Annotated in this window: 20 protein-coding genes, 1 tRNA gene and 1 pseudogene; 11 read left to right on the top strand and 11 right to left on the bottom strand. The window is 66.4% G+C overall.

From position 1 onward, the window contains the following. Positions 1-91: 91 nt before the first annotated feature. From E4S58_RS02725 to E4S58_RS02715, 3 genes are all read right to left on the bottom strand, one after another. Positions 92-346 (bottom strand): hypothetical protein, encoded by a 255-nt coding sequence (locus tag E4S58_RS02725; protein ID WP_169052584.1) that lies wholly within the window; start codon positions 344-346, stop codon positions 92-94. A 160-nt stretch (positions 347-506) separates the two neighbouring features. Beyond that, the gene (locus E4S58_RS02720) at positions 507-1,133 is read right to left on the bottom strand and encodes a LysE family translocator (protein ID WP_136634778.1); all 627 of its coding nucleotides are present in this window, start codon (positions 1,131-1,133) and stop codon (positions 507-509) included. Positions 1,134-1,349: 216 nt separating this feature from the next. Continuing rightward, positions 1,350-2,138 carry a crotonase/enoyl-CoA hydratase family protein gene (locus E4S58_RS02715; RefSeq protein WP_136634777.1) on the bottom strand — a complete coding sequence of 263 codons (789 nt, stop codon included), beginning with the start codon at positions 2,136-2,138 and terminating at the stop codon, positions 1,350-1,352. Between the two features lie 115 nt (positions 2,139-2,253). On the opposite strand from E4S58_RS02715, the gene E4S58_RS02710 reads away from it, so the two are divergent. Further along, positions 2,254-3,366, top strand: a complete 1,113-nt coding sequence (locus tag E4S58_RS02710; RefSeq protein ID WP_136635800.1) for a pyridoxal phosphate-dependent aminotransferase — start codon at positions 2,254-2,256, stop codon at positions 3,364-3,366. Positions 3,367-3,468: 102 nt separating this feature from the next. Next, positions 3,469-3,636, top strand: a complete 168-nt coding sequence (locus tag E4S58_RS17830; RefSeq protein ID WP_169052583.1) for a hypothetical protein — start codon at positions 3,469-3,471, stop codon at positions 3,634-3,636. On the opposite strand, the gene E4S58_RS02705 is transcribed toward E4S58_RS17830, so the two are convergent. Then, complete coding sequence (locus tag E4S58_RS02705) at positions 3,633-4,832, bottom strand: pyridoxal-phosphate-dependent aminotransferase family protein (RefSeq protein WP_136634776.1); 1,200 nt, start codon at positions 4,830-4,832, stop codon at positions 3,633-3,635. The genes E4S58_RS17830 and E4S58_RS02705 overlap by 4 nt on opposite strands. Before the next feature lie 154 nt (positions 4,833-4,986). Here E4S58_RS02705 and E4S58_RS02700 point away from each other — a divergent pair, with 154 nt between their 5' ends. From E4S58_RS02700 to E4S58_RS02690, 3 genes are all read left to right on the top strand, one after another. Continuing rightward, entirely contained in the window at positions 4,987-6,102 is a 1,116-nt protein-coding gene (locus tag E4S58_RS02700; RefSeq protein WP_169052582.1) for a flavin-containing monooxygenase, read from the top strand. An 82-nt stretch (positions 6,103-6,184) separates the two neighbouring features. Next, positions 6,185-6,865: a phosphatase domain-containing putative toxin gene (locus tag E4S58_RS02695; RefSeq protein WP_136634774.1), complete on the top strand. Its 681-nt coding sequence runs from the start codon at positions 6,185-6,187 to the stop codon at positions 6,863-6,865. After that, positions 6,862-8,757 (top strand): ABC transporter ATP-binding protein, encoded by a 1,896-nt coding sequence (locus E4S58_RS02690; RefSeq protein ID WP_240789439.1) that lies wholly within the window; start codon positions 6,862-6,864, stop codon positions 8,755-8,757. Before E4S58_RS02695 ends, E4S58_RS02690 begins: the two co-directional genes overlap by 4 nt. Positions 8,758-8,983: 226 nt before the next feature. Here the strand turns inward: E4S58_RS02690 and E4S58_RS17995 are convergent. After that, a pseudogene (locus E4S58_RS17995) lies at positions 8,984-9,298 on the bottom strand (glycosyltransferase); the annotation flags it as partial. A 68-nt stretch (positions 9,299-9,366) separates the two neighbouring features. Here E4S58_RS17995 and ygfZ point away from each other — a divergent pair. Beyond that, complete coding sequence (ygfZ, locus tag E4S58_RS02680; protein WP_136634772.1) at positions 9,367-10,119, top strand: CAF17-like 4Fe-4S cluster assembly/insertion protein YgfZ; 753 nt, start codon at positions 9,367-9,369, stop codon at positions 10,117-10,119. 77 nt (positions 10,120-10,196) lie between these two features. Here ygfZ and efp read toward each other — a convergent pair whose 3' ends face one another. Next, positions 10,197-10,760, bottom strand: coding sequence for an elongation factor P (efp, locus tag E4S58_RS02675; protein WP_136634771.1), 564 nt, complete (start codon positions 10,758-10,760; stop codon positions 10,197-10,199). 213 nt (positions 10,761-10,973) lie between these two features. On the opposite strand from efp, the gene E4S58_RS02670 reads away from it, so the two are divergent. Both E4S58_RS02670 and E4S58_RS02665 read left to right on the top strand, forming a co-directional pair. Next, positions 10,974-11,294: a DUF6280 family protein gene (locus E4S58_RS02670; protein WP_136634770.1), complete on the top strand. Its 321-nt coding sequence runs from the start codon at positions 10,974-10,976 to the stop codon at positions 11,292-11,294. A 96-nt stretch (positions 11,295-11,390) separates the two neighbouring features. Further along, a complete protein-coding gene (locus E4S58_RS02665; protein ID WP_136634769.1) occupies positions 11,391-12,848 on the top strand; it encodes a cobyric acid synthase in 1,458 nt (485 codons plus the stop codon). A 73-nt stretch (positions 12,849-12,921) separates the two neighbouring features. Here the strand turns inward: E4S58_RS02665 and E4S58_RS02660 are convergent, their stop codons facing one another. The 3 genes from E4S58_RS02660 to E4S58_RS02650 form a co-directional block, all read right to left on the bottom strand. After that, positions 12,922-14,430: a hypothetical protein gene (locus tag E4S58_RS02660; protein WP_136634768.1), complete on the bottom strand. Its 1,509-nt coding sequence runs from the start codon at positions 14,428-14,430 to the stop codon at positions 12,922-12,924. 72 nt (positions 14,431-14,502) lie between these two features. Further along, positions 14,503-15,927 (bottom strand): TolC family outer membrane protein, encoded by a 1,425-nt coding sequence (locus tag E4S58_RS02655; protein ID WP_136634767.1) that lies wholly within the window; start codon positions 15,925-15,927, stop codon positions 14,503-14,505. Positions 15,928-15,959: 32 nt separating this feature from the next. Then, entirely contained in the window at positions 15,960-16,613 is a 654-nt protein-coding gene (locus E4S58_RS02650) for a protein-L-isoaspartate O-methyltransferase family protein (RefSeq protein ID WP_136634766.1), read from the bottom strand. A 176-nt stretch (positions 16,614-16,789) separates the two neighbouring features. Here E4S58_RS02650 and E4S58_RS02645 point away from each other — a divergent pair. Both E4S58_RS02645 and E4S58_RS02640 read left to right on the top strand, forming a co-directional pair. Further along, positions 16,790-16,863, top strand: a tRNA-Cys gene (locus tag E4S58_RS02645). A gap of 188 nt (positions 16,864-17,051) precedes the next feature. Continuing rightward, positions 17,052-17,306 carry a hypothetical protein gene (locus E4S58_RS02640; protein WP_136634765.1) on the top strand — a complete coding sequence of 85 codons (255 nt, stop codon included), beginning with the start codon at positions 17,052-17,054 and terminating at the stop codon, positions 17,304-17,306. Between the two features lie 241 nt (positions 17,307-17,547). Here the strand turns inward: E4S58_RS02640 and E4S58_RS02635 are convergent, their stop codons facing one another. Then, positions 17,548-18,582: a YeiH family protein gene (locus E4S58_RS02635; RefSeq protein WP_205965342.1), complete on the bottom strand. Its 1,035-nt coding sequence runs from the start codon at positions 18,580-18,582 to the stop codon at positions 17,548-17,550. 100 nt (positions 18,583-18,682) lie between these two features. Here E4S58_RS02635 and E4S58_RS02630 point away from each other — a divergent pair, with 100 nt between their 5' ends. Further along, complete coding sequence (locus tag E4S58_RS02630) at positions 18,683-19,561, top strand: LysR family transcriptional regulator (RefSeq protein ID WP_136634764.1); 879 nt, start codon at positions 18,683-18,685, stop codon at positions 19,559-19,561. Between the two features lie 129 nt (positions 19,562-19,690). Here E4S58_RS02630 and E4S58_RS02625 read toward each other — a convergent pair whose 3' ends face one another. Next, complete coding sequence (locus E4S58_RS02625; RefSeq protein WP_136634763.1) at positions 19,691-22,192, bottom strand: cation:proton antiporter; 2,502 nt, start codon at positions 22,190-22,192, stop codon at positions 19,691-19,693. Positions 22,193-22,259: the final 67 nt, after the last annotated feature.

The raw sequence follows: 22,259 nt of genomic DNA, 5'->3' as shown, positions 1-22,259 counted from the left end.
ATGTATGTTCTTTCGGGCGGCTTCTCAGAAATCAGTCGGAGTTTCCGATCGTGCGTATTGGGAGAGGCGGGTCCGCGGACAACGCTGCCGCTCAGCGATGCGAGATATACTGAGTAGTCCGCGCCTCCGACAGCGGCGAACCGTCTTCGAAACACTCTAAATTTTCCCGCGCGTAAAGAATGAACTCCTCAAGGACAGCCAGATCGATATCGTTGTTAAATGTATTTAATTTCAATTGATTAAGTCCGTCGAGGCGCGAAATCTCGGCAAGGATATCTCCATCAGCGTCGATCAACTCTACCGACAAACTGTCGCGAAAGGCATTCGAACTAATCTGGTACTGCAAGCGCTTCATTCTTCCAGTGTGTAGATTAGTTCTTGAAGGCAAAAAAGGGCTCGAAGCCGACATACCTCGGCAAGATCGGCACGTTTTTTTGCCAACTGTGCACAACAACGAAAGGCCGCTCTATCCGGGGCGGCTTTTTGCTTTTGTGGTGCGCGGGCGTTCAGGACCGGCGGAGCGTGGCGGTCGCGACCCCCATGGCCACAAGGGCACCGCCGCCCATCCGTGTCAGAAAGGGCAGCACCGACGGCCGCGCGATCTTCTGGCGCAACTTGTCGGCCAGCAGGGCAAAGGCCAGCGCGTTGATCGCGGCAAAGCCGACGAAGGTTGCGACCAGCACCGCGAACTGCGGCGCCAACGCGGCGTCCGGATTGATGAACTGCGGGACAAAGGCGATGAAAAACACGATGGACTTGGGGTTGAGCGCCGTGACCGCCGCGGAATGCGCGAAAACCTTGCGGGGCGAGGTCACGGGCGCGTCGTCCAGCGCCCCGAGGGACGCACTGGGCGCGCTTCGAAACAGCTTGATCCCGAGATAGACGAGGTAGACGGCGCCGATCCATTTCAACAGGATGAACAGCTTGGACGACGCAAGGACCAAGGCACCAAGCCCGGCCAGCGACGCCGACATGGCGACAAGATCACCAAGCGCGACGCCAGCAACTGTCGCAAGTGCGACCCGTCGGCCCTGACTGATGGCATAGCTCAGCACCAGAAGAACGGTCGGCCCCGGTATCAGCAGAAGGGCAATGGAGGCGGAGGCGAAGGCAAGCCAGACGTGAAATTCCAAGATAATACCTTTCGGAAATGTCGCGTCCGTCGAGCCAGCTATAGATCGCAGGTCAAGTAAAGCGATTATTCGGAGAGGGGCCCGGGGCTGCGGTCCGCCCCGTTGGCGGCCCGTTTCACTTGGCCCAAAGCGGAAGGGCCGCTCCGTCCGGGCGGCCCTTTGGTAATTACGTCCGGTGCCGTCAGCTGACCTCACGATCCGCCCTCGGCGCCGCGGTCAGAATGCGGGTTTGCGACCGGCCATGTTGGCCGACACGATCTCGATCTGGTGCGCACCGCCGATCAGCTTGGCCTGTTCGACCGATTCCGCCATCAGCACGTCATCTTCGGACGCGCCGCTTTCCGCGACCTCGATCAGTGCCTTGGCCAGCCGTGTGCCCGAGGGCGACTTGTCGGCGATGTTCGTCACGATCTCGAGCGCGCGGGCATGCGGGTCTTCGGCGATCTCGGTTACGAAGCCCCAGTCGAGGCCCTTTTCGGCGCTGACCGGTTCGGCAGTGTAGGTCATCAGGCGGATCACGTCGGACCGCATCAGCGTCGGCATCAGGACCATGCCGCCCATGTCGGGCACAAGGCCCCACTTGGCCTCCATCACCGCGAACTTGGTGCCGGGCGCGGCGATGCGCACGTCCGCGCCAAGCGCCAGCTGGAAGCCCGCGCCGAAGGCCACGCCCTGAACGGCGGCGATCACCGGCACCGGCACGCGGCGCCAGACCATGGCGACCTGCTGCATGAGGTTGGCGTTGCCGTGGGTCCGGGCGACGATGCGGTCGGTCTGATCCCCGCCCGAGGCGTGCTTGCCGAAGGACGCCACATCAAGCCCCGCGCAGAAGGCCCGGCCCTCGGCCGAGAGAAGCACGGCGCGGATGTCATCATTGCCGATCAGCGCTTCGCCCGCCGCGACGATGGCCTCGGCCATGTCGGGGTCGACGGCGTTCATCTTGTCGGCGCGGGTCAGCGTGACATGGGCGACGTGGTCGCGGATTTCGGTGGTTACTCGGCTCATTTCGGTCCTCCCTCGGGTTCGGGCGGAGTGTGCATCGCCCCTGCGGCCCTGACCAGACCCGACCTTGCGTCGCGACCTGCGGCAAGGTTATCTCCGCCCGAGGATAGGGAGATGCATCATGCCGCCGCGTTACACCAAGCTTGTCGACAGCCTGCCCGCGACCGTGCCCTTCGTCGGGCCCGAGACGCAGGAACGCGACCGTGGGGCGCCCTTTGCCGCGCGGCTTGGCGCGAATGAATCCGTGTTTGGTCCCAGCCCGAAGGCGTTGGCGGCGATGCGCGACGCGGATGCCGAGATCTGGAAATACGGCGACAGCACCAGCCATGACCTGCGCCATGCGCTGGCGGCACATCACGGGGTCGGGCCGGACAACATCGTGGTCGGCGAAGGCATCGACGGCCTGCTGGGCTATCTGGTGCGGTTGGTGGTCGAGCCGGGCGATACGGTCGTGACCTCGGCCGGGGCCTATCCGACGTTCAACTATCACGTGGTCGGCCATGGCGGCGTGCTGGACATGCTGCCGTTTCGCGACGATCGCGAGGATCTGCCTGCGCTGGTCGCACGGGCGACGGAGGCCGGCGCCAAGCTGGTCTACCTGGCGAACCCGGACAACCCCATGGGCAGCTACTGGTCCGGGGCCGAGATCGCGGCGGCGCTGGACGCCCTGGGCGACGGCACGCTGATGGTGCTGGACGAGGCCTACGGCGAATTCGCACCCGACGACGCGGTGCTGCCGCTGGACGTGACCGACGACCGGGTGATCCGGATGCGCACCTTTTCAAAGGCCTACGGGCTGGCCGGCGCGCGGGTCGGCTATGCCATCGGGGCCGCGCCGCTGATCCGGTCGTTCGAGAAGATCCGCAACCACTTCGGCATGAACCGGTCGGCACAGATCGCCGCGCTGGCGGCGCTGGAGGATCAGGATTACCTCGCCCAAGTGCTGGCGCAGGTCGAAACCGCACGGGCCGGGATCACCCGGATCGCGGCGGCCAACGGGTTGACCGCCCTGCCCTCGGCCACGAATTTCGTGACGGTCGACTGCGGCGGCACCGGCGATCTGGCGCGGGCGGTGGTCAAGGCGCTTGGTGCGCGCGGCGTCTTCGTGCGGATGCCCTTCGTCGCGCCCGAGGATCGCTGCATCCGGATCAGCTGTGGCCGGGCCGAGGATCTGGCGGTGCTTGAGGCAGAGCTGCCCGCCGCGTTGGCAGAGGCACGCACGGCGGTCTAGCCCGGCGGCGCCGGACGCGCGGCCCGGAAAAATTCGACCGCCCGGCAGTGGGCCGGCGCAGGTGTCATGCTATCTTTCCGGAAGACCTGCCCGGACCGCATGATGAGAGACACCCGCCCCGCTGCCCCCGATTACACCACCCCCGCGCTTGTCATGGGGCTGGTGAACCTGCTGTGGATCTTCGGCGTGATCTGGGCGCTGTTCGGCCTGCCGGCGGTGATGGCCACCGGCTGGCTTCTGAACCTCGGGATCGACCGGCTGCGACGTTAGGCCTTGGCGATGATGCGGGCCGCCGCTTCCAGCGCGCCGGGGCCATGATGGACGCCGATCGCCTGCATCCCTGCTTCGAGCGTGCCAAGCATCCCCAGCACCATGTGCGCGTTCAGGTGGCCCATGTGACCGATCCGGAAAAAGCCTTCGCCCTTGGGATCTTCCTTGGTTTCCATGCCCAGCCCGATGCCAAGCGTCACGCCGGCGCTTTGCGCCACCCACTGCCGCAGCGCCGCGCCGTTGCGCTGGCCAAGGCCAAGTGCGGTGACCGCATGGCTGCGCTTAGCAGGGTCCGCCACGTTCATCCGCAGCGCGCCGTTGTCGGCGCCCCAGGCCTCGCAGGCGGCCCAGATCGCGCGGGCCAGCGTGTCGTGGCGTTTCCAGACCTGCTCCATCCCCTCGGCGTGCAGGATGTCGAGCGAGGCCCGCAGCCCGAACAGGTGATGCGTCGGGGCGGTGCCGCCGAAGAACTGGTAGAAGGCAGCCGGATCGATCCGGTTGGTCCAGTCCCAGTAGCGCGACACGCGGGTCATGGCCTTGCGGGCCGCTTCGGCCTTGGGGCTGACAAAGACGAACGACAGGCCCGGCGGCACCATCAGGCCCTTCTGGCTGCCGGTCACGGCGATGTCGACGCCCCAGGCATCCATGCGAAATTCCTCGCACCCCATGGAGGCGATGCAATCGGCCATCAGCAGTGCGGGATGCCCGGCGGCATCCATCGCGGCGCGCAGCGGGCGCGGATCGTTCAGAAGCGAGGTCGCGGTGTCGACGTGGCTGAACAGGACCGCCTTGTATTCATGTGCGGTGTCGGCGCGCAGGGCCTCTTCCAGCCGCGCGGCGTCGATGCCGTCCTTGGTGCCGAAGTCGATCTTGTCGGCGATGATCCCCAGCCCTTCGGCCATGTCTGCCCAGCCGTGGCCAAAGCGCCCGGTGACGCAGACCAGGACCTTGTCGCCCTCGGCCGCGATGTTGGACAGCGATGCCTCCCATGCGCCGTGGCCGTTGGCGATGTAGATCGCAACCTTGGCCTCGGTCATCGCGACCTTCTTCAGGTCGGGCACCATGCCCTGCATCATCGCGACGATGTCACCTTCGTAGATGTTCGGCGCGGGCTGGTGCATGGCCGCCAGCACGGCGTCGGGCATGACGGAAGGTCCGGGAATGGCAAGGTAGGGGCGGCCTGCGGCTAGGGTCATCTGGCACCTGTCGGATCGTGAATTGGCAAAGTGTTAGCGGCGGTACCGGCGGGGTCAATCCGGGGTCTCATGAATTCTCGTTACGGCTTTGTGCACGGATTGACATGATCGGGCGGCGGATGTGACTCTTTGTCCGGGAAGAGGAGATCGAGCAGTGACAAGAACCATCGTGATCGGCGCCGGTCCGACCGGGCTGGCCGTAGCCGCCTGCCTGAAGGATGCGGGCGTCACGCCCATCATACTTGAGCGTGCAGACAGTATCGGGGCGTCCTGGAGGGGGCATTACGATTGCCTGCGGCTGCACACCGTACGGGGGCGGTCGGGCCTGCCGGGGATGCCCTTTCCCGCGACGGCCAGCCGGTACCCCGACCGGGCCGAGGTGATCACTTATCTCGAAGACTATGCCCGCGCCAAGGGACTTGCCCCGAAATTGGGCTGCGAGGTGACCGGCGCCCGGCACGACGGCGCGATCTGGCGCGTCAGCCACACCGGCGGCGAGGAGGAGGCCGAGGCGCTGGTCGTCTGCACCGGGTTGAACGGCACCCCGCGCCTGCCGGACTGGGCCGGGGCCTTTGACGGACCGGTGCTGCATTCGTCGGACTACCGCAACCCCGCGGCCTTCGCCGGACAGCGCGTCCTGGTCGTGGGCTTCGGCAATTCGGGGGGCGACATATCGCTTGATCTGGCGCGGGCGGGGGTGACGGTGGCGCTGTCGGTGCGCGGGCCGGTGCAGATCCTGCCGAAGGAAATCCTGGGACAGCCCATCACCTCGTTCGGGACGTTGTCGAAAGTGCTGGGGCCCCGCATGGCCGACCGGCTGACCGCGCCAGTCCTGCGGATGTACGTCGGGCGGCCCGGTGATTACGGTCTGACCCCTTACGCGAAAGGCCCCGCCACCATGGTGGCCGAGGACGGGCGCATCCCGCTGATCGACGTCGGCACCCTTGGCGCGATCCGCGACGGGCTGATCGCGACGCGGCCCGGTGTCGCCGCCGTCGAGGGCCGCGAGGTCTGTTTCAGCGACGGCACGGTGGCCGAGTTCGACGCGGTGATCGCCGCCACCGGCTATGCGGTCGACCTGCGGCCGATCCTGGGCGACACGTGCGCGGCGCTGGACCATCTGGGGCGACCCAAGGTCAGCGGCGTGCCCACGTCGGTGCCGGGCCTCTACTTCTGTTCCTTCCGCGCCACCGCGGACGGCCAGCTGCGCACCAGCGGGCTTGAGGCGCAGGCCATCGCCGCCGATGTGGCGCAAAGGGTGCCGGCGTGACGTGTCGTTTCCGCCACGCTTGCTTGCCTGCCCCCGCCCGGTCGCCTAAATGGGGCGAACCGTAACACTGACCCGAGGTGACATGAGCCTGATCGCACGGATACAGGAATGGGAACGCAACCTGCGGGCCTCCTACAATGTCGATCTGTCGACGCCGGAAAACCGGCGGCGGGCGCATATCTACAACCTCTGGTTCGACCACGCCGTGCTGCGCAAGATCTGGACGAACTTCTACCCGATCGCGCCGGGCGTCTACAGATCGAACCATCCGACGCACGAACGGTTCGAAAAGATGAAGGCCATGGGGATCAAATCGGTCCTCAACCTGCGGGGGGCCGGCGGGGCGGCGCATTACCTTGTCGAACAGGAAAGCTGTGCGGCACTGGGCCTGACGCTGGTGGACTGCAACCTGCAGGCCCGTCACGCGGCGCCGCGTCAGGATATCCTCGATGTGATCACGGCCTTCCGGACGATCGAGAAACCCTTTGTCATGCACTGCAAATCGGGCGCCGACCGCGCCGGGTTTGCCAGCGCGATCTACCTGATGGTGATCGAAGGCCGCCCCGTGGCCGAGGCGCGCCGGATGCTGTCGGTCAAATACGTCCACCTGAAGTGGAGCAAGACCGGCATCCTTGACTACATCCTCGACGTCTATGCCGCCCGGCAGGCCGAAACCGGCATCGGGTTCGAGGACTGGATCGCCACCGAATACGACCACATGGAGCTTCAGCGCGCCTATGAAGCGCAGCGGGGGCGGCGATGAGCGGCGCGCCCTCTCCGCGCTCGGACGAGGGGCTGAGCCTGATCCGCTGGCTCTGGCGCGGCTATCTGCACAAGCACATCTGGCTGCTGCTGGCGGCGCTGTTCTTCATGGCGCTGGAAGGCTCGATGCTGGGTGCGCTGTCGTGGATCATGAAGCCGATGTTCGACGAGGTCTTCATCCAGGGCAACACCGGTGCCCTTGGCTGGGTCGGCGGCGCGATCCTGGGGATCTTCTTTGGCCGGGCGCTGGCCTCGATCATGCAAAAGGTCATCCTGGCGCGGATTTCGCAGCGGTCCTCGGCCGATATGCGGATCGATCTGCTGTCGCGGCTGATGCGGCAGGACGGGGTCTTTCACCAGACCCATCCGCCGGGCTTCCTGATCCAGCGAGTGCAGGGCGACGTCAGTTCGATCAACGATGTCTGGAACGCTGTGCTGACGGGCGCCGGGCGCGATGCCGTCGCGCTTGTGATCCTGATGAGCGTGGCCGTGTCCGTCGATTGGCGCTGGACGCTGGTGGCGCTGATCGGTGCGCCGCTTCTGGTGCTGCCTTCGGTCGTGGTACAGCGGTTCGTGCGCCGCCGGTCGCGCGAGGCGCGGGATCTGGGGGCGAAGCTTGCCACCCGGCTGGACGAGGTGTTCCACGGCATCGTCCCGGTCAAGCTGAACCGGCTGGAACGCTATCAGGCCGACCGCTATGGCGCGCTGACCCAGGATCTGGTCCGGGCCGAAATCCGTGCGATCACCGGCACCGCCGCGATCCCGGCGCTGATCGACGCGATGGCGGGCATCGGGTTCCTGGGCGTCCTGATCTTCGGCGGGCAGGAAATCATCTCGGGCGAGAAGACCGTGGGCGAATTCATGGCCTTCTTCACCGCCATCGGCTTTGCCTTTGAACCGCTGCGCCGTCTGGGCGCCGTGTCGGGCGTCTGGCAGATCGCAGCCGCCGCGATGGAGCGGGTGCGCGAGCTGATGGATGCGAAGCCCACCATCCTGTCCCCGGCCAACCCGGTCGCCGGGCCCCGGGGCATGCCCGGCGTGGCGTTGCGCGACGTGGACCTGAGCTATGGTGACACCCAGGTGCTGCACGGTCTGACGCTTGAAGCGAAGGCGGGCGAGACGACGGCGCTGGTCGGTGCCTCGGGGGCGGGCAAGTCGACGGTGTTCAACCTGCTGGCGCGTCTGGTCGATCCGCAGGCGGGCCGGGTCGAGATCGGCGGCGTGTCGGTGCGCGAGATGGCGCTTGAAGACCTGCGCGGGCTGATTTCGGTCGTCAGCCAGGACGCGGCACTGTTTGACGAAACGCTGCGCGAGAACATCCTGCTGGGGCGCACGGATGTGTCCGAGGAAAAGCTGGACGAGGTGTTGAAGGCCGCGCATGTGGCCGATTTCCTCGACAAGCTGCCCGCGGGCCTCGACACGCCTGTCGGTCCGCGCGGGTCCGCCCTGTCCGGCGGTCAGCGACAGCGGGTGGCGATCGCGCGGGCGCTGCTGCGTGACACGCCCATCCTGCTGCTGGACGAAGCGACCTCGGCCCTCGATGCGGAATCCGAGAAAGTCGTGCAGAACGCGCTGGACCGGCTGTCGCATGGCCGCACCGTGGTGGTCATTGCGCACCGCCTGTCCACTGTGCGCGAGGCCGACAAGATCGTGGTGATGGATCGCGGCCGGGTCGTCGACGAAGGCCCGCACGAGGATCTGCTGGCGCGCGGCGGGCTCTACGCCCGGCTGCATGACCTGCAGTTCAAGACCGACGGGATGACCGCCGATAAGCTTGCGCTAGAACGTGCGGGTCGGACCCGGTCAGGTAGCGCAGCAGAAGGATCAGGTTCCGTGCCCCTCGGCGCAGCCAGCCTTCCGCGGCGTATCTGGCAAAGCTTGTTCGGGCGGTAGCGTCCAGCACGTTCAGCGCCGGCAGGCGACGCGCCAGGGCCACGTCCTCCATCAACGCGATGTCGGGATAACCGCCGAGATCCTTGAGCATATCCGACCGGATCAGCATCCCCTGATCGCCATAGGGCAAGCGGAGGATCCGCGTGCGCAGGTTCGCCCAGGCGGCCGTAACGCGCGGACCCATGCCACGGGCGTCGTAGGCGAGCCGGAAGGTGGCGGGCGTGCCGTGCGACAGGTGGTCGGCGACCGCATCGGACCAGCCGGGTTCCAGCTGGGTATCGGCATGCAGGATCAGCAACCAGGCCCCCTGCCCCGCCGCACAGCCGCGGCGCAGCTGGCCACCGCGCGACGCAGGGCCGGTCACGATCTCGGCCCCGATGCTTTCGGCGACGGACAGGGTCGCGTCGGTCGATCCGCCGTCGCTGACGATGACCTCGCGGATCAGGCCCGCGTCCAACCCCTCCATCAGCGCGGCGGCGCAGCCGGGCAATGTGGTCGCGGCGTTCAGCGTCGGGATGATGACAGAGACGGGGGCGCGCATGGTCGGGGTTTTGTCGGGCGATTGCGGTGTTATATCTGGCCCACAACCCATGCGGGGAGAGCAGAGCCATGACAAGTCCTAATCCCGAAACCGACCGGACCGTGCTGCGCGTCACCGGAGCCGATGCGGGCGATTTCCTTCAGAACCTCGTCACGAACGACGTGGGGCGGCTGGACCGGGGGCCGGTCTATGCCGCGCTTTTGACGCCGCAGGGCAAGCTGATCGCCGATTTCATCATGGTGGCCGAGGGCGACGCCATTCTGATCGACGTGGCCACGATCTGGGCCAAGGGGCTTTTGCAGCGCCTGACCATGTACCGCCTGCGCGCGGCCGTGCAGATCGACGAAACCGACCTGCAGGTGCGGCGCGGCACCGGCGAGGCGCCCGAGGGTGCCGTCGCTGACCCCCGCCATCCCGCGCTTGGCTGGCGGCTTTATGGTGCCGAGGGGGGCGATGACGGCACCGATTGGGACGCGGTTCGGGTTCAGGCCGGGGTTCCGGCCTCGGGCATCGAGCTGGGGCCCGAGAGCTATATCCTCGAGGTCGGGTTCGAACGGCTGAACGGTGTGGATTTCCGCAAGGGCTGCTATGTCGGGCAGGAGATCGCCGCCCGGATGAAGCACAAGACCGAGCTGCGGAAGGGGTTGCGCGTGATGGGTCTGGACGGCACGGCCCCCGTGGGAACCGAGATTCTGCGCGACGGAAAGCCCGTGGGCACGCTTTTCACCCAGTCCGGGGACAAGGCGCTGGCCTATGTCCGGTTCGATCGGCTGGGCGACGGCATGGTGGCCGGGTCGGCAAAGGTCATCGATCGGGGGTGATCCTGCGGTCTTGCCGGACATGAAACGGAAAAAGCCGAACCATCGGCCCGGCTTTTCCCTGATCTTTGCGGAACGGCTCAGGCGCGTTCCGAATATTCCATCGTCTCGGTGTTCACGATGATGTCCTCGTCCGATCCGACGAAGGGCGGCACCATGACGCGCACACCGTTGTCGAGCACGGCGGGCTTGAAGCTGTTGGCGGCCGTCTGGCCCTTCACGACCGGCTCGGTCTCGACGATCTTGCAGGTGACCTTCTGCGGCAGGGTCGCGTTCAGCGCCTCTTCCTCGTGGAATTCGACAAGGATGGTCATGCCGTCCTGCAGGAAGGGACGACGTTCGCCCAGGATGTCGGCGGGCAGTTCGACCTGATCGAAGGTTTCGGTGTCCATGAAGGTCAGCATGCCGTCGGTTTCATACAGGAACTGCATGTCCTTCTGTTCCAGCCGCACGCGTTCGACCTTGTCGGCGGACCGGAAGCGTTCGTTCAGTTTGGACCCGGTGCGCAGGTTCTTCATCTCGACCTGGGCAAAGGCGCCGCCCTTGCCGGGTTTCACATGATCGACCTTGACCGCAGCCCAGAGGCCGCCGTCGTGCTCAAGAACATTTCCGGGTCGAATTTCGTTTCCGTTAATCTTTGGCATGCCAGTTTCCGCCTATCCGGGTTGATCGTAATCAAGGCGGTGCTATATCTGCACCTCCTGTTCCTGACAAGGGATGGGAACGAAGGGGATCGCACTGCAGAGCCATGCACCACGCGCATGGCAGGGTTGAAAAAGTTGAGGACCCGAATCGACACAATTTCGCCATAAACGGCGACACGCCCGAACTGCAAGAGCAATAACAAAGGTCGCACTATGAAAGATTTCGTTGACGGAACGGCATACAATAACGAGCAGGGAAACCGCTCGCGTAAACTGTTTGCCGCCGTGGTGCTTGCTGCCCTCGACGATGCCATCGCCGACGACAAGAAGTACGGCAATGGCCCGGAACAGATCGCACGTTGGGCTCGCTCGCGCGATGGCCGCGAAGTGCTGAGCTGTGCCGGTATCGACCCGAACGAACGGGTCGTGAATGGTTTGATGGAATTCGTTGGTCGCGGTGTCCGCACCTCTGTCGCGCTGTCGCGTGAAGAGAGCGAGCGCCGTCATGCCGCCGAACAGGCCGACGCCGCCTGATCTGGTCCCACGGACTTTAAAAAAGCGCGCCCTTCCGGGGCGCGCTTTTTTGTGTTCGGGTGCGGCGAACGTCAGGAAGGCGACATCGGAGGCGACATGGCACGCGCAATCATGATTCAGGGGACCGGGTCGAACGTCGGGAAATCGCTGCTGGTTGCCGGACTGGCGCGCGCCTTTGCCGATCGCGGGCTGCGGGTACGCCCCTTCAAGCCGCAGAACATGTCGAACAACGCCGCGGTGACCGAGGACGGCGGAGAGATCGGGCGCGCCCAGGCGTTGCAGGCCCGCGCCGCCCGCGTGGCGCCCCGGGTCGATATGAACCCGGTGTTGCTGAAGCCCGAAACGGATGTCGGCGCGCAGGTGATCCTGCGGGGGCAGCGGCACGCCACCCTGTCTGCCCGTGACTACGCCCGGGAAAAGCCGCTGCTGATGGCGGCGATCGTGGACAGCTTTCGGACCCTTGCCGCCGACTCGGATCTGGTCATCGTCGAAGGTGCGGGCAGCCCGGCCGAGATCAACCTGCGCGCGGGCGACCTGGCCAACATGGGCTTTGCCGAAGCCGCAGGCGTCCCGGTTGTGCTGGCGGGTGACATCGACCGGGGCGGCGTGATCGCGCAGCTGGTCGGCACCAAGGCGGTGCTGGACGCGGGCGATGCCGCACGGATCAAGGGGTTTCTGGTCAACCGCTTCCGGGGCGATCCGTCGCTGTTCGATGACGGCATGACCGCGATCGCGGACCGCACCGGGTGGGAGCCGCTTGGACTGGTGCCGTGGTTCAACGACGCCTGGCGGCTGCCGGCGGAAGATGTGCTGGATCTGGCGTCCGGGCCAGGCAATGGCGCCTTCAAGGTGGCGGTGCCCCGGCTGAACCGGATCGCGAACTTCGACGATCTTGACCCTCTGTCGTCCGAACCGGGCGTGACGGTCGAGATCATCGAGGCCGGGCGCCCCCTGTGCGGCGACGCGAACCTTGTCCTGATCCCCGGGTCCAAGTCGACCATCGCCGATCTGGCGCATTTCCGGGCGCAGGGCTGGGACGTGGATCTTGCGGCGCATGTGCGGCGGGGCGGGCACGTGCTGGGCCTGTGTGGCGGATACCAGATGCTGGGCGACTGGATCGACGATCCCGACGGGATCGAGGGCCGACCGGGGCGGTCGCCCGGGCTGGGCCTGCTGCGGATCGAGACCGTGATGCAGGCCGCCAAGACGGTGCGGCAGACGCAGGCGGTGCATGTCGACAGCGGCACGGACGTCACCGGGTACGAGATCCACCTAGGCCGTACCTCGGGGCCCGATTGCGACCGCGCCTGGCTGCGGATCGGCGACCGCCTAGAGGGCGCGGCCAGCGCCGACGGTCGGGTGCGGGGCTGCTATCTGCATGGGCTCTACGCCTCGGACGCGTTCCGGGCGGTGGATCTTGCGGCCATGGGGGGCGCGTCGGGGCTGAGTTACGAGGCCGATGTCGATGCCGTTCTGGACCGGCTGGCCGCGCATGTCACGGCGCACATCGACCTGGATCGGCTATGGGATCTGGCCGAGGTCGTGCGCGACTAAAGCATCACGTAAAGCAAAACCCCGACCAGATGCCCGGGGTTTGCTCATTTTCCGTAACCGTTGCAGCGCCCGCCTAGTGCAGATCCTGCGCAGACAGCGCGCGATGGATTTCGCGGCGCACCAGCTTGCGGACGTTGCGGGTGATGCGTTCCCCCAGGGCGCCCTGAAGCTCTTGCCGGACGATTTCCGACACCAGATCGCGCAGCATCTCTTCGTCGAAGAGCGTCGTGTCTTCGGTCAGCGCCGTCTGGTCTTCGTAGACATAGCTTTCCACGTCCGACCCTACCTCGGCCTCGTCCACGATGTCTTCGACGGGCGCCGCTGCGACAGGTTCGGGCTTGGGGTCGGGGGCGGCGCGCAGCGGCGGTTCCTTGCGGAAGGCTGCGATGTCCGTCTCGACCCGAAGCTCGCCGTATGCGCCAAGCTCGGGCAGGTCGTCCTCGTCGGCCGTATGATCGGCGAAGGGGGCCTCTTCGAAGTCTTCGTCGTCGAAAGAGGTCATATCCTCTGCCGCATCCGTGTCGGCGACCGCCAGGACAACGGCCTCTTCCTCGTCCTCGTCCGCGCTTACGATATCTTCAGGCTCTGGGACACGACGCGGCTCTGTCAGGTGCAGGCGTGGCGTGGGGCGTTCCTGGAAGTCACGTTCGACGGGATCAGGCGCAACCGACCAGTCGTCGTCGCCAGCCGTCACGTCTTCGGCCAGAACGTCGTCGGCCATTGCGTCACTGTCCGATCCATCCTCGTCAAAGGCCGAGTCGTCGAAGGACGCCATCGGCGCTTCTTCTTCGGGCGCGGCCTCATCCCAGGGCAGACCCCCGGCCTGCGGCACCGGAGAGGCCTCTGCCTCCTCGCCGACTTCGGGTTCCCATTCGCCGCCGCTGGTCGAGACGACGGATTCCACCTCGGCGATGCGCTGTCCGAGCGAGGTGATGCCGTTGCGGTGCAGGAAGCGCGGCACATCGGCCACGGTCGCGTCGTCCGAAGCGTCTGCGTCGGCGTCGTCGTGATGGTCGTCCGGTGCGTGTTTCAGGCGATCGTCACGGCCCGCGAAGTCCAGCGTGTCTTCCGCTTCGAGCCGCGCGAGATCATCGGCAAGGCTGTCGGCTGTGTCGTCCTTCGGATCGAAGGCATCGCGGTCTCCGCCCCCAAGCGCCACGAGCGCGGACCGGATCGCGGCCTCGGTCGCCGGGCCCATCTCTTCCTTGGGCTTGGGGCGTTCCACGGCGGCGATGCCCTTGGGGCGGCGCGCCTCGACCTCGGCCTGGCGGGCGCCGGCGGCGCGGACGCGGGCCATCAGATCCAGTAGATCGGCCTCTTCCGTTTCGGCTTCGGCATGGGTGAACGGGGCTTCGTCGGCGTCATCCTGCCCGGTCTCGGCGTCAGGCTGGACCCGCAGTGCGGGCGTCAGCAGCAGCCGGTCGTCCGGCGCAGGATCCTGCGTGCCACGGGCCTGTGCACGGTCCGGCCGCACCGCTGGCGCGGGGACCTCACGGGTCTGGGCCCGCACCTCTTCGGATACGAGTTTGCGGATAGAAGACAGGACATCTTCGATCTGCACGTTAGTTACAGAATCTGACATAGGTTCCAGCCGATCTTGCCTCCGCGGCAGGGTAACGCGAAGGGCGGAATTTCTCAATGGATAGGGCTGATTTTAATCATTCCCGATGCGACGCAGCACGCGATCCAGTTTCGCGCCCTGTTCGCTCAGGCCAGCCGGAGCATCCTTGACCATATTGTAATAGCCCGCGGGGTCGTAGATTCTGACCTTGAGCTTCAGCTTCTGTGCGGTGAGTTCTCCCATCGCGGCGAGCAGGGTATACCCTGCGGAGATTTCGTCAACCTGTGCCGAAATCAGATTGGCCCGCGCGTCGAGCAGTTCCTGTTCGGCGTTCAGGACATCCAGGGTCGTGCGGGCGCCCAGCTGGGCTTCTTCACGCACCCCGCGGAAGGCGACCTGGGCGGCACGGATCTGTTCCTGCGAGGCCTGGATCGAAGACCGGGCGACCTGCCAGTTGGCCAGCGCATTGCCAACATTCTGACGGATCGTGTGCGACACGACGTGCAGGTTGGCCCGGGCGGCATCGCGATTCTGCATCGCCTGCCGCTGCAGAGAGCTGAGCCGCCCCCCCGCATAGATCGTCTGCTGGCCGGACAGCCCGATCGATCCGTTGGTGCCATAGGCCTGGTTGTTCAGCGTATTGTTCCTGGTCAGCTGGCCGTTCAGCGAAACCGTCGGATAAAGGGCCCGATCCGCCAGGTCGACCCGCAGGTCGGCCACGGTGGCCTGGCGACGCGCCTGTGCCATGTCCGGGTGCTGCCGCAGGGCTGCGTTGGCCGCCGCCTCAAGCGAGCTGGGCAGGCGCTTCAACCCGCCCGACGGCGACAGGCGCCCGGGCTTGTGACCGACCGCCGCAAGGTATTCCAGCTGCGCCCGCGCCAGGTCACCCTGGGCCGCGGCCAGGTTCGACCGGGCGGCCGCCAGCCGCGCCTCGGCCAGCGAGACATCGGTGCGGGTCACCTCGCCCACCTCGAACCGGTCGCGGGCCGCGCGCAGTTCCTGGGTGATCAGGCGCATGTTGCTTTGCCGCAGCGCCACGAATTCGGACGTACGACGGACGTTGAGATAGGCGTTGGCGGCGCGCAGCAGCACCTGCTGTTCGATCGAGGTCAGGCCTTCGCGGGTGGCAAGCACCGATTCCTTGGCGATCTCGACCCCAAGCGCCGATTGCCCGCCGTCATAGACCACAAGGCTGGCCGACAGGCTGAGCGAAGCCGAGCTGCTGGCCGAATTCGTGGGCACGAAGGCCGTGGCCGCCGTCGCATTGCGGCCGAAGTCGCGCGACATGTTCGCGCTCCAGCTGATGACGGGGCGAAGCGCGGCCAGCGCCTGCGCCACCCCTTCGTCCGCCGCCCGAAGAAGCGCGCGGTTCTGGTCAAGCAACCCGGAATGTTCATAGGCCGAGGCCAGCGCATCTGCCAGCGTTTCGGCCTTTACGGCCCCGGCCGCGAATGTCGTGGTGATGGCGAGGCCCAGGGCCATGGCTGCGGATTTCATCGAGAAGGTCATTCTGCTCATCTTCTTTTCCATGCCCTGTTCTTCGGCCTTGCCTACAGGCTGAAGGCCTGGTGCCGCCGGAACCCCGGCAACACCGGCGCGCCAGCATTGAACGAAAACCGCCAGTTGATCCGGCCGTCGATACGATACCCGATCCGGACGGTGCCGAGCCGGCCTTCCAGGAACAAAGCGGCGATCCGCCCGCCTTCCTTCAGCTGATCGGTGATGGTCTCGGGCAGGTGTTCCACCGCGCCCTCGACGACAATGGCATCATAGGGCCCCATGTCCGGCGCGCCTTCGATCAGCGGCGCTTCGTGCAGCACGACGTTGTCGGCCCCCACGTCCGACAGCGCGGTCTGCGCCTCGGCTATCAGCGACGCGTCTTCCTCCTGCGCGATCACCGCTTCGGCCAGCCGGGCCAGCACCGCCGCAGAATAGCCCGTGCCCGCACCGAGATCGAGCACCAGCTCATCCGGCTGGATGTCGATGGCGTCGAGGATCTTCGCAAAAGTCCGCGGTTCGAGCAGCACGCGCCCCTGGCCAAGCTCGATATTGTCGCCGAGATATGCGGCTTCCTGGCGATCGGCTGGCACGAAGACCTCGCGCGGGACGGACAGCATGGCTTCGATGATCGGAAACTTGGTCACGTCCGAGGGCCGGATCTGCGTGTCGACCATCATCGTGCGGCGCTCTGCGAAGTCTGTCATCGGTGCTGGGGTCCGTCGGCAACTGTGTCTATCGGGGTTCTGACATATCTTGCCCGCCCCGGCAACGTCCCGCGCACAGTCCCGCGCGGCTGGATGACCATTTGCCCATCCCCTCCCCTGCGCGTAGAGGCTTGCAGCCCGCCCGCAGATAGGCTAGGCCACGCAAACCGTTCCGAGGCGAGTTGGCGGAGTGGTGACGCAGCGGATTGCAAATCCGTGTACACCGGTTCGATTCCGGTACTCGCCTCCACAATCTTTTCAATGACTTATCAGATCCGGATCTGGCCCGGACATGCAGGTCCAGACGTTGTGCGGACGCTCCGCTCACGTGCAACGTCACTTTACGCGACGCCGATGGCTCAATAAGCCGGGTGCCTCAAATGCGATTGCACTCACAGACCCCATGCTTAAGGTGCCCGCTCGGCAGGAGGTAATTGGATGATTTTCGTGTGGCTCAGCCGCATTTTGGCAGCGGCTCTGATAGCCCTTGGTGCGATAAAAGTGGGCTTGGGGCTATATGTGGCCCGGACCTTTACGGCCCCAGCAGACTACGAAGCCGCGACACGGCGTTACATCGGCTCGGGCACGACCGGGGACGCGATTGATCAGGGCATAGTGTTTTGTGGTCTGGGCATTGCGCTCGGGTTGCTCGCGTTCTTTCTCGCGAAAAGGCCGACAGCCGCGCGTCATTGACTGCGGTCGCTACGCCGCGACATCGGCTCGGCTCCAGGCGATCCGCGCGGCTCGGGCCGATGCGTCTTGCGGAGCGTCGGGACGCGAACGCATTGGCGAAGTGGATGCTTATTAACGTGGACGTCCGCCCATGGGCCACAATCCCTTGCCTGCCGCATTTGGATCGCAACCAGTCGTCGCGACCGCTTGGCGCATCGGTCGAGAAATCTGTTCGAAACCCAAGCTAACTCGATGAAACGGCTCAGCCCGTGCCGCTGATCAGAAAAACCAGAACCGCGCCGAAGCTGCTGATGAAGAGCCAGCCGAATGCGCCGAGAAGGAGCGGCGCCAGGCCCTCTTTTCGGATGGAGGCCATGCGCGTCTCGACCCCCATGGCGCCAAGCGCCATCGCCAGCATGAAGGTCGAGGCCAGCGTGATGACGCTCTGCAGACTGTCTGGCAGGCCGACCAAGGTGTTGACGACGATAGCCACGAGGAACAACATGACGAAATACGGCGGCGCCGTGCCGGGCCGGGTCTCGCCGCCGCCCCTGCCGATCAGGCCCATCCCGAGGATCATGGGCGCCAGAAGCAGGACGCGGCCGAGTTTCGTGATGGTCGCGGCCTCTCCGGCGACGGGTCCGGCGGCCCATCCTGCGCCAACGGCCTGCGCCACCTCGTGGATGCTGATGCCCGCCCACATGCCGTAGGCCCGCGCGTCTACCTCCAGAACCGGCATGATCATCGGAAAGATCAGCATCGACAGGGTGCCGAAAACGGTGACGCAGGCGATGGCATAGGCGACCTCTTCGTCGCGGGCGCGGGTCACGGTCTTCATGCCCATGATGGCCGAGGCGCCACAGATCGACGTTCCCGCCGCGATGAGATCGGAAAGCGGCCCGGACACGCCAAGCGCACGGCCCGCGCGACGGATGATAAAGAAAGTGACCGTCACCACCAGACCGATCGCGGCCAATCCCGACAGGCCGAGCGCGCCCAGATCGGCCAGTGTCAGGCGGAAGCCCAGCAGAACGATCCCTGCGCGCAGAACGGGGCGCATCGCGATCGACGAACCTGCGGCAAGGCGGCTGCGCACCGGCGTGACGTTGCCCAGTAACAGGCCACCGAGCAAGGCGACGATCATCGGGCTGACCGACGGTGCAAATCCCGCCATGGCCCAGACCGCGAAACCCAGGGTGGCCAGCGCGACCGATGCAGCCAGGCCGGGAAGCGCTGCGGTGACGGCCCAAGGGCTGCGTCCCGGGTGGGGCATGGTGCCAGGGTCTGACGGGGGCATGATCGGATCCTCCTGTTGCCTGCAGGAATGGCCGCGATGCCATCGTTCAGTCTATCGAATAGTTTTTGTTCTTTCGTTCGATTACGTTTATGATTTCTCCATGACGCTCGACCAGATCCGCATATTCCTGACCGTGGCCGAACTATGCCATGTCACCCGCGCGGCCGAACGGCTGAACATGACGCAATCGGCGGTGTCGGCCGCCATTTCCGCGCTGGAACGGCGCTACGATGTTCGGCTTTTCGACCGGGTGGGGCGCGGCATCGTGCTGACCGAGGCGGGGGTGCAGTTCGTGCAGGCCGCGCGCCGGGTGCATGCCGAGGCCGACGCGGCGCAGTCCCTTCTCAGCACGCTGACCGATGAACCCAGGGGGCGGCTGCGGATCTGGGCCAGCCAGACCATCGCCAGTTACTGGATCACGCCCCGGATGATCGGGATGCAGCGGGCCTGGCCGAAGGTCGAGATGTCCCTGCACGCGGGAAACTCGCTTGAGGTGTCGACGGCCGTGCTGGACGGAACGGCGGACCTGGGGCTGGTCGAGGATGACGTGCCCGCAGAGGGGCTGGTGCGGCAGGTGGTCGGCCATGACGAGCTGTGCCTGGTGATGTCGCGGCGCCATGCGCTGGCGCGCAAGCCCGTGCTGGATGCGGGAGATTATCGCCGGACGCCCTGGCTTCTGCGCGAACCCGGATCGGGGACGCGGCGGGTGACCGAACAGCATCTGGCCTCGATGGCGCTGACCGTGGCGGATCTTCCGGTGCTTCTGCAGCTGCCAACGAACGAGGCGATCCTGGCCGGGGTGCGTGACGAAGAGGGGCTGGCAATGCTGTCGTGGCGTTCGGCCCGGCTGGCCCGGTCCAGCGGGCTTGCTCTGCGCCGCGTCACCTGGGCGCCCAGGCCGCGACGCCCCTTCCTTGCCCTCACGGATCCCCGGCGGGCGCGGACCGGGGCGCTGACCGCGTTCCTGGCGCGGTTCTGAACCGCCATCATGGGCCGGCAGCCCTGGGGCGTCGCAGGTGGCACGCCCTGTCCGTCTTGGGGCCAGCGCCGCGAACCGCCGCATCAGATCCAAACACAGGTCAATGGCGCAGGGCCGCCCGTCGATGCATCACTCCTCGGGCAGCAACTCCGCCGGGTCGATGCCGCGTTTGGCGGCGCTGGCCCGCACCGCTTCGCGCAGGGCGCGGCTTCGGTCTAGCAGCTTGCGGAAGCGGTCCTCGTCCAGCACCAGAAGGGTCGTGGGGGTGATGGCGCGGACGTCGGCGCGGCGGGCCTTGTTGGTCAGGATCGCCATCTGGCCGAACATCTCGCCCAGGCCAAGACGCCAGGTCTGGCCGGCCGTGGTCAGTTCGACCGCCCCCGAGGCGATGAAGAACACCCGGCGCGCCGTGCTGTCCTTACGGATGATGACCTCGCCCGCGTCGACGTAGCGGGTCTTCAGCACGCGGACCAGCTGCTTGAGGACCGCGTCGTCCAGCCCTTCGAACGGCGGCAGGTTGCGGATGAAGTCGGCGCGCTGGATGGCCACGTCCAGCCCTGGGCGTTCCTCGGCCGCGGCGCGACGCAGGGACAGGTCCTGCATGAGCGAGGTGTAGACCTCGGCGCCGATCAGGCCGTCTTCGCGCATGGCGACATATTCGCGTTCTTCCAGTCGCAGCGCGGTGCGGCGGATGAAGCGGCGCTCAAGCTCTTCGGCGTAGCCCGGATATTGCAGGCGCAGGCCGTCCAGCGCGGTTTCGACCGCTTCGACCCGGCGGGCCAGAAGATCGTGCAGCAGTTCGGCCACCCGGCGGCCGTGAATGCGGCGGATGCGGCCATCGATGAAGCCGCCCAGATCCCGCAGGATCAGGCGTTGCGACAACAGCAGCTCGAACCGGTCGGCGGTCATCCGGGCCAGCGGGGCGGATATGCCCAGGCGACCATGCAGCAGCACGGCGGCACGCAGGCCCCGGGCATAGTCGACGCTGCGCCGCGCCGCGCGCTGATAACCGCTGCGGCCCATGGTGCGCGCACCTTCGATCAGCCGGTCGGCATCGGACAGGACAACTTCGGCCATGCGGGCGGATATCGTGCGCTCGCGGACGCGGGACAGGATGGTGTCGCGTTCGTGCCCGGCCAGGGCGATCAGGCCCAGGGCGATCCGGTCTCGATCGAGGATGTCGGCGTTGTCCTCGGCTGTCTTGACCGCCACGTCGAGCCGTTCGCCGAACCGTTTCGCCTCGGACCGGACGGTATCGCGGTTCAGGTCATAGTTTTCGGTCGTGCGGGCCACGTCTTCGCGCACGGTCTGCAGGGCGACGGCGACCACCTGACGCGACAGCGCCTCGTCGATCGGGGACAGGCGATCAAGACCGAGCCTGCTGATGATCCAGCGCAGCGTCGTCCCCTGCACCAGCAGCGTGAACAGCGTGAACCCGGTGGCCAGGATGCCGACGACCCGCTGGATATCGTCGGGCACCCGGACGCTTTCGGTCACCGCCAGCGCCAGCGCCAGCGTGACGGCCCCCCGCAACCCACCCCAGAGGATCGCGACCCGGTAGGGGCGTTCCACGGTCGGCGACAGCTTCAACCGCGTCAGGACCGGCATCAGGCCGAACAGGATGGCACTGCGTGCCGCGATCGCGGCCACCACGACCACGCCGACAAGACCGAAATCACTTAGCCGGACCTCTTCAAGCAGGCGGGGGATCAGCAAGGCCGCCAGGATGAAGATGAGCGCCCCGGCCCAATGCGCCAGCACGTCCCAGAGCTCTCGGAGGTTGAGCCAGGATTGCGGCGGCAGGCGTCCGGGGGCGGTCAGGTTCAGCGTCAGGCCGGCCGCCACGACCGCGATCACGCCCGAGGCACCTACGCCCTGTTCCGCGACGATATAGGCCAGATAAGGCAGCGCGACCGAGATCGAGATCTGCGCCAGTTCGTGCCGCCCGAACATCGCCATGACCCACAGGCCGATCCGCGCGGCCAGCCAGCCGGTCAGCGCGCCGCCGGCGATCAGGAAGGGAAAGCGCGCGAGGGCGTCACCCAGCTCCGGATCCGGGAAGCCCAGCATCACGAAGCCCATGAAAAGGCCAAAGAGCGCGATGGCGGCGGCGTCATTCAGCAGGCTTTCGCCCTCGATGATCCGGGCCAACCGGCGCGGGGCCGAGATCGAGCGGAAGATCGACACGACCGCCGAAGGGTCGGTGGTGGACACGATGGACCCGATCAGAAGGCAGGCCGCCAGCGGCAGCGGGCTGACCCAATAAAGCGCGTATCCGACCGAGATCGTCGCGACCACGACCGCGACCACCGCCAGCGTCAGGATCGGCACCCAGTCGTCCAGCATCCGCCGCAGGTTCATGCCAAGGGTCGCCTGGAACAGCAGCGTCGGCAGGAAGACATACAGGAACACGTTCGACCGGATCGGCAGGCCCAGGATCGCCTCGGCCACGGGGTTCAGCGCGTCGGTCAGATCGGTGCGCAGGAAAAACGTCGCCCCCGCCCCGATGAGGATGCCCAGCACGGCGAGGATCACGCTGTAGGGCAGTTTCACCCGGGCCGCGAAGGGCTCTGCGATGCCGATGACCACGAACAGGGACGCGATGACAGTGGTGACGAGGATGATGTCCATATCACGGGAATACCAGAAGTTGCCTGAGACGCATCCGCGTTCTCGCGGCCTGGGCCCGAAGCGTCAC

The sequence above is a fragment of the Pseudooceanicola onchidii genome (genome assembly GCF_004959925.1).
In the GTDB taxonomy this organism is placed as follows: domain Bacteria; phylum Pseudomonadota; class Alphaproteobacteria; order Rhodobacterales; family Rhodobacteraceae; genus Pseudooceanicola; species Pseudooceanicola onchidii.
This window is presented reverse-complemented; position numbering and strand designations above follow the sequence as displayed.